The organism is Vibrio nigripulchritudo (assembly GCF_027924785.1).
GTDB classification, from domain to species: domain Bacteria; phylum Pseudomonadota; class Gammaproteobacteria; order Enterobacterales; family Vibrionaceae; genus Vibrio; species Vibrio nigripulchritudo.
In genome coordinates this window covers 386,220-402,948 of record NZ_AP027050.1, presented here as the reverse complement: position 1 = coordinate 402,948, position 16,729 = coordinate 386,220, and the positions used below count along the sequence as shown (strand labels likewise).

At 49.5% G+C, this 16,729-nt stretch carries 11 protein-coding genes; all 11 read right to left on the bottom strand.

Annotated elements, in window-relative coordinates; genetic code table 11:
* Positions 1-107: 107 nt before the first annotated feature.
* Positions 108-1,682, bottom strand: coding sequence for an EAL domain-containing protein (locus tag QMG91_RS20060; protein WP_281831691.1), 1,575 nt, complete (start codon positions 1,680-1,682; stop codon positions 108-110).
* A gap of 271 nt (positions 1,683-1,953) precedes the next feature.
* Positions 1,954-2,181, bottom strand: coding sequence for a hypothetical protein (locus QMG91_RS20055; RefSeq protein WP_281831690.1), 228 nt, complete (start codon positions 2,179-2,181; stop codon positions 1,954-1,956).
* 134 nt (positions 2,182-2,315) lie between these two features.
* Positions 2,316-3,335, bottom strand: coding sequence for an SEL1-like repeat protein (locus QMG91_RS20050; RefSeq protein WP_281831688.1), 1,020 nt, complete (start codon positions 3,333-3,335; stop codon positions 2,316-2,318).
* Positions 3,332-4,639: a type VI secretion system ImpA family N-terminal domain-containing protein gene (locus QMG91_RS20045; protein WP_004402262.1), complete on the bottom strand. Its 1,308-nt coding sequence runs from the start codon at positions 4,637-4,639 to the stop codon at positions 3,332-3,334. Before QMG91_RS20045 ends, QMG91_RS20050 begins: the two co-directional genes overlap by 4 nt.
* Positions 4,640-4,709: 70 nt before the next feature.
* Positions 4,710-8,255, bottom strand: coding sequence for a type VI secretion system membrane subunit TssM (gene tssM / locus QMG91_RS20040; protein ID WP_022590342.1), 3,546 nt, complete (start codon positions 8,253-8,255; stop codon positions 4,710-4,712).
* A 15-nt stretch (positions 8,256-8,270) separates the two neighbouring features.
* A complete protein-coding gene (gene tssA / locus QMG91_RS20035) occupies positions 8,271-9,725 on the bottom strand; it encodes a type VI secretion system protein TssA (RefSeq protein WP_281831685.1) in 1,455 nt (484 codons plus the stop codon).
* Positions 9,719-10,417: a type VI secretion system-associated protein VasI gene (vasI, locus tag QMG91_RS20030; protein ID WP_281870325.1), complete on the bottom strand. Its 699-nt coding sequence runs from the start codon at positions 10,415-10,417 to the stop codon at positions 9,719-9,721. The genes tssA and vasI overlap by 7 nt, the downstream gene beginning before the upstream one ends.
* The gene (locus QMG91_RS20025; RefSeq protein ID WP_281831681.1) at positions 10,390-11,940 is read right to left on the bottom strand and encodes a sigma-54 interaction domain-containing protein; all 1,551 of its coding nucleotides are present in this window, start codon (positions 11,938-11,940) and stop codon (positions 10,390-10,392) included. Before QMG91_RS20025 ends, vasI begins: the two co-directional genes overlap by 28 nt.
* Before the next feature lies 1 nt (position 11,941).
* Positions 11,942-14,542 (bottom strand): type VI secretion system ATPase TssH, encoded by a 2,601-nt coding sequence (tssH, locus tag QMG91_RS20020; RefSeq protein WP_281831679.1) that lies wholly within the window; start codon positions 14,540-14,542, stop codon positions 11,942-11,944.
* A 69-nt stretch (positions 14,543-14,611) separates the two neighbouring features.
* Positions 14,612-15,391, bottom strand: coding sequence for a type IVB secretion system protein IcmH/DotU (gene icmH / locus QMG91_RS20015; protein WP_022560806.1), 780 nt, complete (start codon positions 15,389-15,391; stop codon positions 14,612-14,614).
* 2 nt (positions 15,392-15,393) lie between these two features.
* Complete coding sequence (gene tssK / locus QMG91_RS20010) at positions 15,394-16,728, bottom strand: type VI secretion system baseplate subunit TssK (RefSeq protein WP_004404970.1); 1,335 nt, start codon at positions 16,726-16,728, stop codon at positions 15,394-15,396.
* Between the last annotated feature and the right edge of the window lies 1 nt (position 16,729).

Below are 16,729 nucleotides of genomic sequence, written 5' to 3'. Positions count from 1 at the left end.
ATTAGGGTCTTTATTTCTAAAGCCGATAATAATTATCGGCTTTGTATAGCTGTCCTATAAAAAATAAGAAAATCCTAATTAATGGTTTTCTATTTTTTATTCAACACTCAAGCATCAATTAATTTGGATTGTCTTTCCATTTCCTGACACCAAAACTCTTCAAACTCGACAAGGCTCAGCTCTTTAGAAAAAGCCCACCCCTGCCCATACTCGACCCCCATCTCTCTAAGAATACGATGCTGGATAGAGTTCTCTATGCCCTCGGCCACCAGCAAAAGGTTCTCTTGCTTAGCTATCGCGACAATATGTTCAATCAAAGAAGAGCGAATGGAAGCGTCTTCCATCTCTTGAATAAAGCTGCGATCTATCTTCAGGCTGTGAGCGTTCATTTTTCTTAATTGGTGCAAGTTGGAATAGCCAGTACCGAAATCATCAATCGCTATCTGCATCCCCTTGTCTCGCAAGACTCTAAGTTTATGCAATGCTGAACTGTCTTCCAGTTCCTCACTCTCTGTGACCTCCAGAACCAATACCCCTCGGAAATCGTAGGTTCCCTCTTCGTTCACTAGTTCCAGAATCGACTTCTTATTGATGTCTGAAGAAAAGATGTTCACATTCAGTTTGAATTCTGCTGGCAGGTTATCTATTCGATGAAGCTCCGATATGGCTTTCTTCATCATATTTTGAGTAAATTGCCAGGTCTGACCGGTTTGTACGATGATAGGGATGAATTCATTGGGCTCTATACTACCTCGACGGTCGCTATAGCGTGTGAGCATTTCGACCCCAATGGTTTTTTGGGTTCGCAGATCCACTATGGGTTGATAAACACAATGGAAGGAATTCGAGTTAATCGCCTTTCTGATACGGTAACGGTCGGAGAACAGGTACTTTAACCATCTGACACTGAACATATAGGCGAACAAACCAATCAGTAAGCTAGTCGCGATGGTGAAGACTCTCAATACAGCAGTATCGCTATCCAGTTTGTTCGGGTTCAACTTCATCCCTAAACAAAAAGCTCTTCGAATATCGCACTGCTTTACCAGATTATTTCCTTCTCCATCCAGAAAATTCCAGAGGGTTGGTTCAGGTAATGAGAAAATTCCCTCATGACCACCAAAGTGGATGACGTCTGATTTTTTCAGATACACCAGCTCCCAGAGAAAGCTGTCATCAATCAATTCGTTGAGTGATTTCTCATCCAGCACAATGTTGTAATTGCCCTTTCGGATCACCAGCGAATCGTAGGTATTGTCGAGAATGATGAGTTTGACATGACGCCAGAATTTAAAGCCTTCCTCTGTGACCAGATGTGGCGTCGCACCGCCAACGAAAGGTGGAGACAGCTTGCCCTTTCCGGTTGTACAAAAGAGGGTGTTGTCTTCCAGATACCCTATGTCTTTAATGTAATCGGAAGTGAAGAGCAGCTTTCGCATCATCAGGTTATGTTCGTCAGAACATGTCCTCAGTTGCAAATGATTCAGAGTGGTCAGAACTTCCACCACTTCTTTGTGAACATTGCTGACGGTCTCAAGCACTCTTATTGCGTCTTTGTTCTGCTCCTTCCAAAGGTAATACCCTACTGCACCCTGAATTGAAAAATAGCTCAACATGGCGATCACGAAGGAGAGTATGAAAGCCTTTAAGTAAAGCAACGGGTTCCCTGTGTTTGTTTTCATCTAAGCCAACTTTATATCTTTACGGGAATCGTGAAACGTATAAATCTGCCAACAAATCGGTGACATAAGCCTTATCAGCCGATCTTCTTCCCGCATTTCTATCACATTCGAGCCAGCGTTTTGTCCGCCATGTTTACAAAATCTGTGTATAACTCTGAGCTCTGTCCGTTAATCTCAAAGTTAACACGTGTAGGGAGGTGTTCTCAGATTTGAGGCACCTGTTTGTGCCCACCGGAAAGGAATATCAAATAGAAAATATCTTTGAGAGACATCACTTCTTCGATGGACTCACTTCGCCAAACAGGCAAAACAATGTCCAGATGAACGTGACAACAAGCCCCAGTGGGATACTGCCAAACAGCAACCAAGGGACAACATCGCCGTATGAGTTGAAGTGCTTTGGAAGCAGCCAACCTTTGAGGAATTCAATTAGAGTGGGGACAGACATGGGGGCAAATGCTACTGCCCAGATAAGATAGTAACCAGCAAAAATAACCAACGCCTTCGTTGAGTAATAGTAAAAAATCGCAAGGATTATCAAGCCTCCCAGATACCCAACCAATAAGGAAGTGGGGTGGAGACACAGTATAAGTAAATCGAAAAGCATAGGGGGCTATGAACCAGGTTGTTGACCTAGTTCATTTCATATTTCCAAGGTGTTTCAAACAACATAACGGTGTGATTTTTCTTGTATTCCTGATGAAGTTTTTCTGCGTCGGCAATTTGCGTTTCAGTGAGTTGTTCCTTCACCGCTTGCTCCTCTTTCTCTATCCGCTTGCGGGTCCCGATCAATCTGTCTGATCCCATCGCATCCAGATAATTGAGGTAGTAGCTGTAAGATTTCACCAAGTCTTTCTCGACTCGGGTTTTGGGGTAATTACCTGCATATGCTTTTGCCAGCAGAGCCAAAGACGTCGCATCCCCCATTCGCACCGCTTCCTCAAGCCAAACCACCGCCTGATGAGTTTTGTCGGTTTCTATCAGTAACTGAATCGTTTTTTTCACAGCAGGCAGGTAGCCTGTTTCAGCCAGTTCGGCGTATCGCTGTTTACTTTCTTTCATTCGGTTTCCCGGCAGTACAAACCACTCTTCGTATCCCTGCTCCACCAGCTCGACTTCTGCCAGCTTTGCCCGCTCAGATTCCTGTTCCAATGCTTTGGTCAGCCAGATTTTGGCTTGCTTATATTTTTCATCTCTTTTCAGATAAAACATCGTCAGAATGGCTTTGGTATTACCGTTTTCGGCTTCTTGCTCCAATGACGTTAAAAAGCGCTGCTGCCACTTAACCCGGCTCTCTTCACTACCCGAGCGATTGGTGTTTGCCAACCGCTCCATTGCCCAGATGTTTCCACCTTCTGCGGCTTGCAAGGTGTAGTGGATAATCTCTTCCTGACGCCTGACCGCGTGGGGCAATGTGGCTAGCTCGTCGGCGTACAGCAAAGCAGCCATTGAATGCCCTGAGTCTGCGGCGTGTTTCAGGTATTCCAGCGCCTGTTCGTTATGGTATTGCAGCCTCAGCACGCGCCCTTTTTCGAACGCCTGCTCTGGAGTGATGTCTTCAATTTCATTCAAGGCATAACTGCTTAATGGCAGGCAGAGCAGTGACAGCGTCAGAAGTTGTTTTACCCCTTTCATGGTTGAGCGCCTGGTCATGGTTGGGCACCCGACTCTTCAATGGCAATTTCTTCACTGCTCTTAACCGCGACGACCGGGTCATGAGCGACGTCTGAAAGCGCATTTTGATAGGAGGACAATTGCCACACGATCCGAGCGACACGTTCCTGCAGTACCGACAGCTCTTCTTTAGCGAGATCGTAGTTTTGCTTATCGATTTGCTCCTGAATATAAGCGTTGCGACTGTAGATTGGCGACAGGCTCAAAATATACTGCTCCAGTCTCTCAGCACTTTCCTGATTATTTGCGTGCTTGGTTTCATTCACCAGATTCGCTGCCAGTGTTCTTGCAGAATAGAAACGCTCTAAATCGCGTTGTAACTCTTCACGATACCCCTGGCTTTGTACCTCAATTTTCTTGATTGCGGCTTCCACTTCCGGGTTATCTGGGAACAGTTCTTTGGCCTTTTCCATTAACATGACAACGTTGAGGTATTGCTGATAAACCGTGATCTTCAAATCGCTGTCCATAGCATCAACCAATGCAGAGCGAATCACAATTTGTTCATCAGGTGGCAACTCGGCAACCGACTCCTCGGTCAGCTTTGAAAGCAGCTCTTCCGTTGGGGCAGTCACAGTGCGCTTCATGCCTTCTACGGCGTGGCACACCTTTAAACGCTCAACCGAGTAAAAGTAAGCCACCGCAACCGTTAATGCCCACGCAAGAATGAAGAAAAACATCCAGATATTCCGACCAGACTTACTGGTATTGTCGGTTGGCAAATCTGGCTTCTGAACCACTTGAGTTACGGTTTCGATGCGGTCAATATGCTCGAAAATACTAAAGGCTATGCCTTCAAAATTAGGGCTGGATTCAGGCTGAAAACGCTCACACAACTCATTGAGATCCTGCAAAGCACGCTCACAGCGATACAGGTCACGAATCTGGTCCTTATTGGGCTTGATCAGTTTGAGATCAGACGTGACCTTGCTGGTCATCCACTGAATAATTTCTTGCTTGTGATGGCTTGAAAGTGCCTGGTGATCTTTGTCTTCCACATAGGCGGCAAGCATCAGCTCTAACCCCGACGCAAAGCCTTTCACTCCTTCAACTTTAAACCCTGCAACTGAAAAGTAGCTGGTAAGCAGGAAGTCCATTCCCACTTCGGTGCCCAGTTTGATGCACTCATTAAACACGGATTCCCACTGAGTCGCCCCAGACAGAAATCCCATTCGACCATTAATTTCACTGCGAATTTTTTGATAGCGTTCGGAATCCCTGAGCGAAGGCTGGTTGCTCAGTATGGTAAAAATTCCGTGGTCGATATAAATCTTGTTTGACACCCAAATACCTTATTTTTACTGGCGCGATTTAACGCGCCATGCATCTAATGTGTGACTGACTTTCTGCGAGCTAGTACAGAGTGCTCGATAGTTTGAACGAATCGAACAGACGTTCTTTAAACGGATTCACCGCCGCTTCGGAGTACAGGCGATAAGACACATCACCGCGATCGATCGCGAACTTGTAATCCACACTGGTGATGCTGCCCCCTACCACTTCACTCTTATCAAGCAGTCGGAACAGCGCCCAAGGTCCTTTGCGCTCGATACTGCGCGGCGACAAGTTCGACTTGGTTGGCACTAATGTCACTTTCGACACCGAGCTTCCACGCAAGGTGTTTGGCCAAATCAGCTCAACCGACTGGCGAGGACCGTGGCTGTATTCCACATACTGACCATCGATGTTGATCACCGAGCGACGCTTGTTAGACGTCAGGCGAATCGGCTCAAGCGAGAACGCCACATCCAGAATCCCTTTGCGGTTAAAGAAGGCGCGCTGGATTTTCTTCGCTTGTTTAAGCTGCGCCAGTACTTCTGGGCGAATAAGGGATTGCTGCGCCGAATCTTCAGAAATGGAGATCCCTTCTTCGATGAACATCTTCAACTGCTCGCTGTAAAAGCTGTCCAAAGTGCCGTCTGGCGAGAAGAATTCTTCAAAGTCTTCCAGTGCCACGTCTTTACGCGACTCTTGGTCGAACGGATAACGGGAGGCAAATTTCTCCTGGAACACCGAATACACGTCACGCTGCCAGCGAATCTCCAGGTGCTTGATGGCTTCTTGTTTCACCACATACCAGCTTTCGTCGGCGATTTTAGACACCATGTTGTCGAGCGGGCTTGGTAAGCCAGAGGCGATACGTTTTAGTGTGTAGATAGGGTCTGCGTTACTCAGGCTGATTCGCGCTTTGGTTGCTTCCAGTGCAGCACGCCCCACATCCGGAGCATCCTGAATCGCTTTCAGGTAGTTCAGCAGTTGCACCACAGCAGTCTGTACTTCATCGAAGTACGCTGGTTGCGCCCCTTGCGCATGCAGCATGGAATTCAGCTCTGCAAACGGCGCATGAATCATGGACGCAACTTTGTACTTCGGTGATTTCAGCAACTCTTCACGCGCTTCTTCATTTTCTGGTAACTCACTGAACAAGCGGGTGTTGTCTTCAAGGGTTTGAAGCAAGCGGGTGAATGGCTGAGTGCTACCCGTCAGGTTATCCAGCACCAAAACGGCGTTGTTGATGTCGACGAAGTACTTCACATCCACTTCGTTCATCGCGTTTCGCCATGTATTGGTGTAGTCGACGACGTAGAGCGAGCGGATCTTGTTCTTCAGGGCAATCTTGTCTGCGGCGCTGAATTCCGCCACTTGTGTTTGCCCCAATACCCAACTGTCTATCAACGCCAGTTCAGAAACCGAATCCGACTGCTCAATAAAGTAGCTATCAAAACCTTGCTTGGTCAGCATGCGCGGCACCATCAGGTTTTCACTGTCGATGACACGTTCTTCAAAGACCACATCAAATACCGGCCCCACCTGATTTCGCACATTGATGGGCGCACCAAGGTAGGTTGAAGAATTGGATTTCAGGTTACGATATACACGCTGCTCGATGGACATCGCACTTAAATCACGCTGCGCTTTAGAAATCAGCCCCTCGTAAGGTTTCACTGAAGCAATCGCCGCCTGATCACCTTCTTTGTACTGAGTCGCCAAATCGGTGTGGTTCATGGCGTAATCGAGGTGCTCTAACAAACGTTCTTGAGTGACACGGTTCCCTACAAACTGTCGTTGCCAGTTTTTAGAGAAGTAATCCATAACGAACTCTTTGTAACGACCGCTTTTGTCGATCATCATTCGGAACACCCTCAGAACTTCCAACTGATGCTCTTCGTTTTCCGCGTTCGACAACTCCAGTGCGATGTCTTTCATCAAAGACGGTAAATAACGGCTTTCCAGCAAAGCAAGATACGTCTGCTCAACTTTAGGACCGATCATGTGCCCCTGATACAAGCCCATATCCGAAATGTATTCTGGTTTTTCACGGAAGAAACCAAACTCCAGTGTGGCTTCACGAATGGTATCCAATGGCTCCAGAATCTCTTTCTGATTCAACAAAGAGAGATCTTCCGGGTACTTGTTGCGAAATTCATTCACCTTAGCCAGTACCGCATCCGCCTGATTGACGTTCTTGATGTAGTACCCGTGCCAACTGCCGATCAACATAAAGGTGGCGATAAGGCACACCACTGTCGACAACGCCACAATGCGGCGTTTCTGCTTGGCTACGCGGAAATTGTCCGACGCCAAGCCCGCCTCTGGATACACGATCCCGTTGAACAGTTTCTGGGTGAAGTAAACCGTGGAGTTTTTCGCGTCCTGCGCTCGGTTGATCGCGTGGCTCAGACCGTAACGACGTGATGCCGCATCATCAAAGGCATTGGAAGGCACGCCCTGCTGGAATACAGAAGTAAAGTAAACACCACGAACCAAAGCCGACGTCGAGAATTGATCGCTGCCCAATGCATCTTGCAGGAATTCGTGCAGCACTTCTTTCAGACCCGAGATCTGGCGCGTAAAGCCATAGATGCTCTGGCGCTCAGAGTTGTCCATGGTTTCCAGCAGCGACAGTGGCAAACTCTCTTTAATGCGCTCAACAAATCGACCGTAATCTTCGGTGAATTCATCCAGCCATTTGTCGAGATTGTCGACTGAATCTAGTGAGAAGGTGAAACCCAGCACTTCATCACGTTTGCTCTTTGGGTAATGACGGAAGAAAGGTTCGAAGCCGTGTAGCAAGTCCATTTTGGTTAACGTGACATACACTGGCATACGCGTAGACAGGGTTTCCATCAGCTCGCGTAAACGGGTGCGGAGTAGGCTGGCGTAAGCTTTTCGGCTGGAAGTCGTACCGGATGCCAATTGCGCAACATCAAGGGCAATCACCACGCCGTTCAAAGGACGACGGCTTCTGGTGCGCTCAAGCCATTCAATGAAGTGCACCCATAGACGACGTTCCATCTGACCGTCATTGTCTTCGTTGTTGTAGCCTTGAGTCAGCAGTTCGCCATCAGGGTCAATCAGCACCGACTCTTCGCCAATCCACCAGTCGAAACTGTAAGGGTTTTCGCTTTTCTTACCCGATGCGCGCATCACGGTAGAGAACACAAAATTCTGACCGGAACGGTTAATAAGGCTGGTTTTACCTGCATTTTCCAGACCAATCACCAAATACCAGGGCAGTGCGTAAAGGTAATTGCGCTTGTTGAGATTCTCCTTCATGTTGACCATGATCTGGTTCAACTCAACTTCCTGACGCTCTTCAAACTGAAGAATTGGGTCCGCTTTTAGCTGTTCTTCTCGCTTGATGCTGGCTTTAAAGCGGTTCAGCGCTTTCCACTGATACATACCCCAGAAGGCAATACAGATAAGCGAGAAAATCACACTCGCAATCACGCGAGACATCACGGAAGACAGTGGGAATGTCTCCTGATATTCCAGCATCGGACCTGCCCACCAGATGGCGACGATGATCAGCACACACAGCGCGACCAGCAAAATCGGAATGGCCGATTTGAAGCTCTGACCCATTTTTTTAAGCAAGCCGCTGATAAACTTCCCCATGTTTCTTACCTTGTATTATTCCGTTACGACGAATTGTTGTAATTGATTGATGAGCGACGGTTCCCATTCTTCGACCTTGGTTTCGATAGCCGATTGATAAAGGGATTGATAGTGCTGATGCGCCATCGCTTCTAGCCCGTTGTTTGCTAATAAATCGGCGGTTAGCAGCCGCCAGTAAAAGACATCTCGAGGTTCTTTGGCAGCAGACAAACCTTCGTTGAGCATCGCCATGGCGACGGACAACCCCGCTTCTTTAGCCATCACAAACGCTTCATGTCGCTTGTCATCCCAGCTGTTCACGGTGGAGGTGGTTTGCACGCGCTCATTTGACTTGAGCCAGCTTCGGGTGTCTTCCCCAATAAAGGGCAAACCGCCTTTGAAGCTCATACCCGACAGTTCAGGGATGCGAGCCAGAAAGTTCTGAGTTTCTTCCAGAATGGCGTCTGCCCAGCTTTGCTGACCAATCTTGGCGGCAATTTGCGCACTTAAATGCTGACCATCAAACCAGTAAGGTGCGATGGTTAAGCTCTGCTCGACTTTGCGCCACAACGCCAGATCGGGGTTACGTTGCAACTGCTCGTAATACTCACTCACTCGCTCCCCCACCATAGCGCGAAGCTGAGTTTCACCCTTATGGTCACCATCCGGTGGCGTCGTAATCGACGACCAGACGGAAAAGCGACGCACGCGAACACTCAGTGCATGCCCGTATTCAAATTCGCTCAGGAAATCGGCGACCTTTTGCAACGATGCCTTCATCGCTTTTTCGTTGCCAGTATCCACTTCGACTGCTCTTGGCGTTACGGCAGCATTTCCAGAAGACTGGGAAACAGAATTCGACTCTGCCGAAGAAACCGGCGCAGAAGATGGCAGATCTCGCAGTTTGTTTGACTCTAACCAGCGTTCCAGTTTGCGGATGAAAGCGATAAAGTTGTCATTGTCCAGAGACAGTTTCTCTGCTGTATCACTCCACGCGATCTTGGCTTTACCAATGGCTTCGCTCTGCTGTTCAGTGACAGGAAGAGTGCCTTTCACCAGCTTTTCCAACGCCGTATCGAAACGCTGAATAATCTGGCTATAGAACTTACGCCTCGGCAACACGCCTCGCGCACCGGGCGCTGGGTAGCAAGTTTCCCAATAGGTCGCCATAAAGTCCGTCATCACTTGAATCGACAGGCAAAATCGGTCCACCGTGTTGCTGTGGTGAAAACACTGCAACAGATGAGCCATCAATTTCAGATCTTTGGTTTTTTGCTCAAACAGGGAAATGATCCCGGTTTCCACTTCTGCCCAGCGAACTTCTGCATGAGAGAGTGAACCGACCTTCATCATCTGGCTTTCAACAAAATCGAACACCGGATCATCCACAACACGCTCACCCACCGGGCTCTCTTCCGAAATAGGCGCGCGCAGTTTTTCCCGAATCGCTTTGTCATCCATGCTGACAGGTTGCTCATCCATGACTACCATCGGCACAGCTCCCGCAATTCGGTGATTGCCGATTTTCCGTTTTCGGTTTCAAACACCAGACCATCGATACGATCCGCATTGGAACGAACGTGAATTTGCGGCGCTCGAACCAGTGGGCGCATGATGCCAATAGCGGCTAATCCACGACCGGAGCGCAGTACCATACCCTGTTCATCAAACGTCCATCGTTGACGTTCAGAACCCAGCGATACATCGGCTCTCGCGCCTTTTTGCACTTCTGGGAACAAGATTTCTAAACGGGATATTTTGTTGATGCAGCTCGCCATCAAAATAACGGGCGCTTCTGTCGATTCCACCCTAGGGTTCGAGGTAACGGTAAACCACAAGGCTTTCTCACCATTGCTGTCGATGGTTTCACTGCGAAGCCAGCCCACTTGTCCGTTTCGCTGAGCTTCACTCTTCACCGCACGTTGCCAAGGCTCTGGGCGCACCAGTTCCTGTTCCACAGGTGCATCAGCGATGGGTGTACCAAACAAGCTATCAAAGCACGACAGCCTTTCGACTTTGGACGCAATGGTCCGGCACTGCTGCGCTTTTTCCATTAACGCGTCGGCAGAAGAAACCTGAGCCGATTTATCTTCTGCAAATGCCGAAGATGAAGCGCCAATAAGAAGACTTGCCGTAAGTAAAGTGCGTCGAATCATCAGATATTGATCTCCAGTTTGGAACATTTATCCGCCAAAGTGCGCTTTGGAATTCCCAAGCTTTCTGCCGCGCGGGAGCGATCGCCTTTGTACTGACGCAGGCGCGTCGCAATGATCTTGGATTCATAACTTTTCACCGCTGAACGGAGATCAGAAATCGACAGTAGCGTTTGTTCTTCGTCCGGCACGTCCTGAACGTTGTCTTCGTTGGCCGCCATCCCTCCGGTATCCTGAATGTAACGCCCTAACTCATCCGCCATCAGCTCGTGCCCGTTGTGCAGGTGCGCACAGCCAAACTCAATAAGATGACGCAGTTCGCGTACGTTCCCTGGGAAGGTGTATTGCATCAGCATATCGAGTGCTTTGAAATGAATACCGCGCACACGTGTGCCATTGGCTTGGTTAAACTGGTCGATAAAGTGCTTGGCAAGCACCTCGACGTCTTCCATCCGCTCTTTCAAACTCGGTACGTTCAACGGGAACTGGTATAGGCGGTAGAACAGGTCCTGACGGAAGGTTTTCTCTTCAATTTTCTGGCGCAGTTCCACATGCGTCGCCGCCACTAAGCGAAAATCGGAGCTCTGCTCTTTCTCTGCCCCCAATGGTCGGAAAGTGCGGGTTTCCAATACACGCAGAAGCTTGGCTTGCAGCATCGGGGGCATATCGCCGATTTCGTCGAGAAACAGAGTGCCGCCATCAGCCAGCGCAATCAGTCCCGGCTTATTTGAAGTGGCGCCTGAAAACGCCCCTTTGGTGTAACCAAACAGCTCGCTTTCCAGCAAGTTTTCCGGAATCGCGGCACAGTTGATCGCCACCAGCGATTTGTCCCGGCGTGAGGAAAGCTCATGAATGGCAGACGCCACTACGTCTTTACCCACACCCGTTTCACCCTGAATCAACACCGTCATATCCGACTGTGACGCCGTCGCAATTTGCTCGCGCAGCGCTTTCATCGGCGTACTGTCGCCCACCAGCTTGCTGCGGATAGAGTCCGACTGTTTCAGAATGGTCTGAGTTTGCTCCACATAGGAGAGCGACTCTTTCAACTGGCTTTTTGATGCCGAAGCGGCGTTCAAATCACCAAGCCACTCCCAATGACGAGTGAACAGGTTGAGGAAACGCAGGTAATTGGACTGCCCCACTTCGTTTATCCACATCGCCACATTCACCAAGTTGACCGACAAAGCCAAAATCGCGCCTGAACGGCTGTGAAGTGGGGTAATCACGATTTTCTGATCCGGTCTGCACCCGTCGATCAGGGAGATAAAGTTGGTGTCCCCTTCCCAATAGACCAGATGTTCGTGATTAATGATTTTTTGCCCGCCGTTTTGCAGTACATGGGCAAATGGGCACTCAAAATCGGTGACGTTCCAGCAGAGATCCGGCACACGATTTAAGGTAATCAGTTGGCGACCGTCTGGTGTCACGGCAACAAAGAAGCTCTTGTCTACATGCAGGTCGTGCTGCAAGGTATCCAGCATGACCTGAACCAAGCCGGAGGCTTCTCTGGCGTTTACCAGTTTGTCTGCGACTTTTAGCCAATCACTCATGCTATTCCACCTTCCCGATGAATTCGCCGTCTTCGGCAGAAATGGCTATGTGAGTAACGGTCTCTTGGTTCGCCAGTTTCTCAAGTAACGCCAGAGAAATGGGTGGCAACATCTGCCCTTCGATGATGGCTTCGAGCATGCGAGCGCCGTTTTCTGAACGCGTGGTTCGGGAAAGGATTTCTTCGATCACGCTGGAAGCAATGTCGACCGTCGCTTTGTAGCGCTCGGTTAAGGTGTTTTCGAGCTTGCTCAGCTTGCCGCGAACAATCTTCTCCATCACCTCCTCACCCAGCGGCAGATACGGCACCGTTTCCATACGGGCGAGCAATGCCGGTTTAAAGAATGCCGCCAGCTCTGGGTAGAGCGCGTCGTCCATTTCGTCGGTGCGCTCGGCGTAATCGACAATGGTCTGGAAGCCAAGGTTAGACGTCAGGAAGAATACGATGTTCTGGCAGTCAATCAAACGACCTTCTCCATCCGCCAGTTCACCCTTATCGAATGCCTGATAGAACAGGTTCAGCACTTCTGGGTGTGCTTTCTCCACTTCATCCAGCAACACAACTGAATACGGCATCTTGCGAATCGCTTCAGTTAGCACACCGCCTTCACCAAAACCTACGTACCCCGGAGGCGAGCCAATTAGTCTGGAGACTGTGTGTTTCTCTTGGTACTCCGACATATTGATGGTAGTCAGGAAGCGTTTACCGCCGTACAGCTCTTCTGCCAGTTGCACCACGGTTTCGGTTTTACCCACACCACTTGGCCCAACTAATAGGAAGGCGCCCTTTGGTCTTCCCGGGCGTCTTAAATCGGCACGAGCGGTCAGCAGGTGTTTGTGAATCCGATTGATGGCGACATCCTGACCTTTGATGGCGTTTTCCAGAATCTCTGGAAGGTGCGTCAGCTTGGTCAGCTCATCGGTATTCATTTGGTCAATTGGCACCCCGGTCCAGTCTGCGATCACTTCCGCGACCTGTTGTTCGTCGACTTCTGGGTGAATCAGACGATCCTTGAAAGGGGTTTGATCAAGCTGTTCGTATAGAGCTTCTAATGCTTGTTTGGTATCGGCGAGGTCGTCTTCCGACTGGTCGTCACTGAGCAATGTTGTCCGCAGTTCGATCATCTCGTTGATCAAATCGCGCTGTTTCTGCCAGGCTTGTTCGGTTTCCTGATACTCAGCTTTGCACTCTTCGTCTTTGGCGATCAGGGTGGCAAGACGCTCTTCATCTATCTTCTGACCAATCTGAACCTGACGCTCTAGCATGCGACGCTCTAACTCGTATTGATGCTGTAAGGTTTCCAGCTCGGACATGCGAGATGGCGGCGTACTCAGATTGATAGAGATACGCGCACACGCGGTATCAAGTACGTCAATTGCTTTGTCCGGCAGTTGTCTGCCTGATACATAACGTGCCGACAAGTGTGACGCGGCTTTTAACGCGCTGTCTGAAATCAGAACCTGATGATTCTTCTCATACACTTCGCACAAGCCGCGAAGGATATCGACGGTTTGATCCGCAGACGGTTCATCCAGCTTCACCAGCTGGAAACGACGACTCAGAGCAGGATCTTTTTCGAAGTATTTCTTGTATTCTTTCCATGTAGTAGCAGCCACGGCGCACAATTCGCCACGCGCCAGCGCAGGCTTCAACAGGTTGGCGGCATCGCCTCCCCCTTCTTGATTACCCGCTCCAATCAGCGTGTGGGCTTCATCGATGAACAGAATGATCGGCGTTGGCGACGATTTCACTTCATCAATAATGGATTTAAGGCGCTTTTCAAACTCGCCTTTTACCGCAGCCCCCGCTTGCAGCAAGCCCAAATCTAAGCTCATCAGTTCGATGTTTTTCAGCTTATCGGGCACCTTTCCGTCCACAATGCGATTGGCTAAACCTTCAACCACCGCACTTTTACCGACACCAGCATCACCCACTACAATTGGGTTGTTCTTGCGGCGACGGCAGAGGATGTCGATCATCAGATTGATCTCTTCATCTCGGCACAGCACAGGGTCAAGTTCCTGATTGCGCGCTTGTGCGGTGACGTTTGCGCAGTATTTGTCGAGCGCACGCTGGCCGTCGTTGCCGATAGGTGCTTTGCTTTTCTTACCTGTACTTTCTTCAACCGGAGTTTCAGAAGAGTCTTTCAAAATGTTGAAGAACTCACGGCGAAGGGTCTCGCGATTCAAAGACTGGAATTTGTTCGCCAAAGGCAGTGGCAGGTAGCGATCCGGACGCATGATGGCGGTCAGGAAAATTACACCGGAGCGGAGGTGATCCAGATTCATTTCCGTCGATGCCAACAACCAGGCATCTTGCAGCAATTCAATCAGCAATGGTGAGAAAACCGGATAGGTATCGTGCCCCGTTTCACGCGGAAACGCGCCGTGTACTAAATCCTGAACTTCGTGATGGTCGGTATTGCCGCTGCGCAGAATTTCGCGCACATCGCTGAGCGGATTGTCCAGTAACACATGCAAATAGTGCTCGAACGTGACTTCAGAATGTTCGTGTTCAAGGCACAATGAGGCAGCTTGCTCCAGAGCCAGTTTGCTTTGGTCGTTCAGTTTACTGATTAATGTAGGAAGTTCGATTCGAATCACGGCGCAACCTTTGACATTGAAAAATGAAAATAAAATCTATTGATATCTTTGAGTTATATAGAATGTGTTTTAAAGAATCTGGTTTAGCTGATTGAGTACATCGAGCGACTTGCTGTGAAGCATGTAGCGGTACACAAAAAACACCACTGCCCACAAACCCGCAAAGCCTGCAAAGATCAGCCAAATCGGCATCTGACGACTCAGGCGATATTTGGTGGCAACCACGTGGTCTGTGGCGCTGGTCAGCTCTTCTGGCTCTTTGTCATCCAACCTTGAAAGCGTTTCGTAAAGCTTGATGGCGACACGTTCACGCTCTTCTTTTCCGCCTTCCACCACTTTGTATTTGCCCTCAAACCCGAGCATCAGGCAGAGGTAAATGAACTCCAGCAACGGGCGATAGCGAGGTGGATCGCTCAGCAAGCGGTTCAAAATAGTGAAGACTTTTTCACCGCCCCAGGTTTCGTTGTGAAAGCGGGTCAGCAATGAATGTTCTGCCCATGTGCTGTCTGCCCCCCAAGGCGTGCTCATCACCGCTTCATCCAGTACTGCACACAACACGTAGCGGTACGCCATGATCATCGCGTGTTCTACATCCACCTGAACCAGTTCCATTTCGATGGCTTTGATCTCTTCTTGAGCTTGCTTGTAAATGGATTCGATGTTGTCGCACTGAGCCAGTGAGCGAATACGCAGTGACAGCCCTAAAAGCGGAGTCGCAGCGTCGATCATTTTGTTCTGGTTATCACCGCGCAGCTTGAACCAGTAATCCTGATCCGCGTCGATGCTTTTCACCTGATCAAACAGGAGCTCGTCGTAGCGGTCTTTATTGAATTCTTCAGTGACGATCATGATTAGCTCCTAATTGCCCAGAATTGCAGATCCAGTTCGTCGAACTCGCCCGCGACGTGGAAGGCAAAGCCGCTGGCGTTTTGCAGCATGCGCCATGCTTCGCTGGTTTTGTCTAGCTGGTAGTAGGTGTAACCCGCGTGGTAAGGCAATTGTCTTGGTGCCACAGGAAGCGGGTTAACGGGAATACCCGGCAGTTGAAGAGAAATAAGCTCGCGGATTTTTTCCACCGACGCCACTTTGGTTTGCTGCACAAACAGGCGACGAAGATCTTCCAAAGGCATACGCGCACGCACTGCCAGAATGAAATCCGCCGATTCCAGTAAACTTTGGTCTTGGATTGGAGCAACCATAAGCCCGAAGCGACGTTTCTGTAGCTGGATGGAGACGGCACGCGGTTCGAGTACAATGCTGAGTGACTGGCGCAATTTCACCATAAGAGACTGGAAAGACTCGGTCGGCATTTCGTGTTGGTACACGGTAAATTGCGGAGGCATCCGGCTTTCATCAGTGAAGGTCGCCAGCTCGCCGCAAATGGCGGTCAGCGATTCGTACAAACGCTCGGGATGCAGGCTACGCAGGGAAGACAAATGTTGCAGTTGTGGCTGAAGTCGGTTCAGCGATTGCAGCAACATAAAGTCTGACACATCAGCTACCCCGCCCTGACTTGGCGAGCCAATACGCTGGGCGATGTTCTTGGCACGCTCACGCATCAGCCCCGACATTTCACTGATGAATCGGTGCAAATGCGGAATGCCGACTACGTTGAAATGGCAAGGGACAAAATCCGGATCCAGCATGACGCTGCCATCGGGTCTTTTTTCCAGAATTCGGGCAATGGCGATGGAAGCAAATGCGCTGCGATCCTGCTTTTCTAACATCAGGCGAGGCTGTACAGGTGAAACGTCCAATACCGTGCTGTCGCCTTGTGGTGTATGAACGTCACGCACTTCTTGTTTGCGCGCGGTGTAACGACCTGTGCCTTGAGAATCCGGGAAGCTGATTTCGGCTAATGAATCACTGCGAAGCGGAAGCGCCAGATACACGATCTGGTTTGCCAGTGAATCGTCGGCAATCTCCAACGCTTCGGGCATCAAATCTTCTTGTGGAATTTTGAATACCGTGCCGTCTGGCATTACGCCCACCGCACGCTCGATCGCAATTCGACCAAAGCTGAGGTATTCCGGGTTCAGAGACAATTCTGACACGCCAAACAGATATTGGCTTGCTGACGCCACTCGCTCATCCAGCGCATATTCCATGTAGCGTTGTTGCTGTTGAAAATGCTGCGGCTTGATGAATAATCCTTCGCTCCACACGACTCTATTTCGAGAATACATA

Excerpts from the sequence above, each read along its gene's own strand:
- tssA (WP_281831685.1), bottom strand. The coding sequence starts at position 9,725 with ATGGTAGTCATGGATGAGCAACCTGTCAGCATGGATGACAAAGCGATT.
- tssM (WP_022590342.1), bottom strand. The coding sequence starts at position 8,255 with ATGGGGAAGTTTATCAGCGGCTTGCTTAAAAAAATGGGTCAGAGCTTC.
- vasI (WP_281870325.1), bottom strand. The coding sequence starts at position 10,417 with ATGTTCCAAACTGGAGATCAATATCTGATGATTCGACGCACTTTACTT.
- QMG91_RS20025 (WP_281831681.1), bottom strand. The coding sequence starts at position 11,940 with ATGAGTGATTGGCTAAAAGTCGCAGACAAACTGGTAAACGCCAGAGAA.
- icmH (WP_022560806.1), bottom strand. The coding sequence starts at position 15,391 with ATGATCGTCACTGAAGAATTCAATAAAGACCGCTACGACGAGCTCCTG.
- tssK (WP_004404970.1), bottom strand. The coding sequence starts at position 16,728 with ATGTATTCTCGAAATAGAGTCGTGTGGAGCGAAGGATTATTCATCAAG.
- QMG91_RS20060 (WP_281831691.1), bottom strand. The coding sequence starts at position 1,682 with ATGAAAACAAACACAGGGAACCCGTTGCTTTACTTAAAGGCTTTCATA.
- QMG91_RS20050 (WP_281831688.1), bottom strand. The coding sequence starts at position 3,335 with ATGACCAGGCGCTCAACCATGAAAGGGGTAAAACAACTTCTGACGCTG.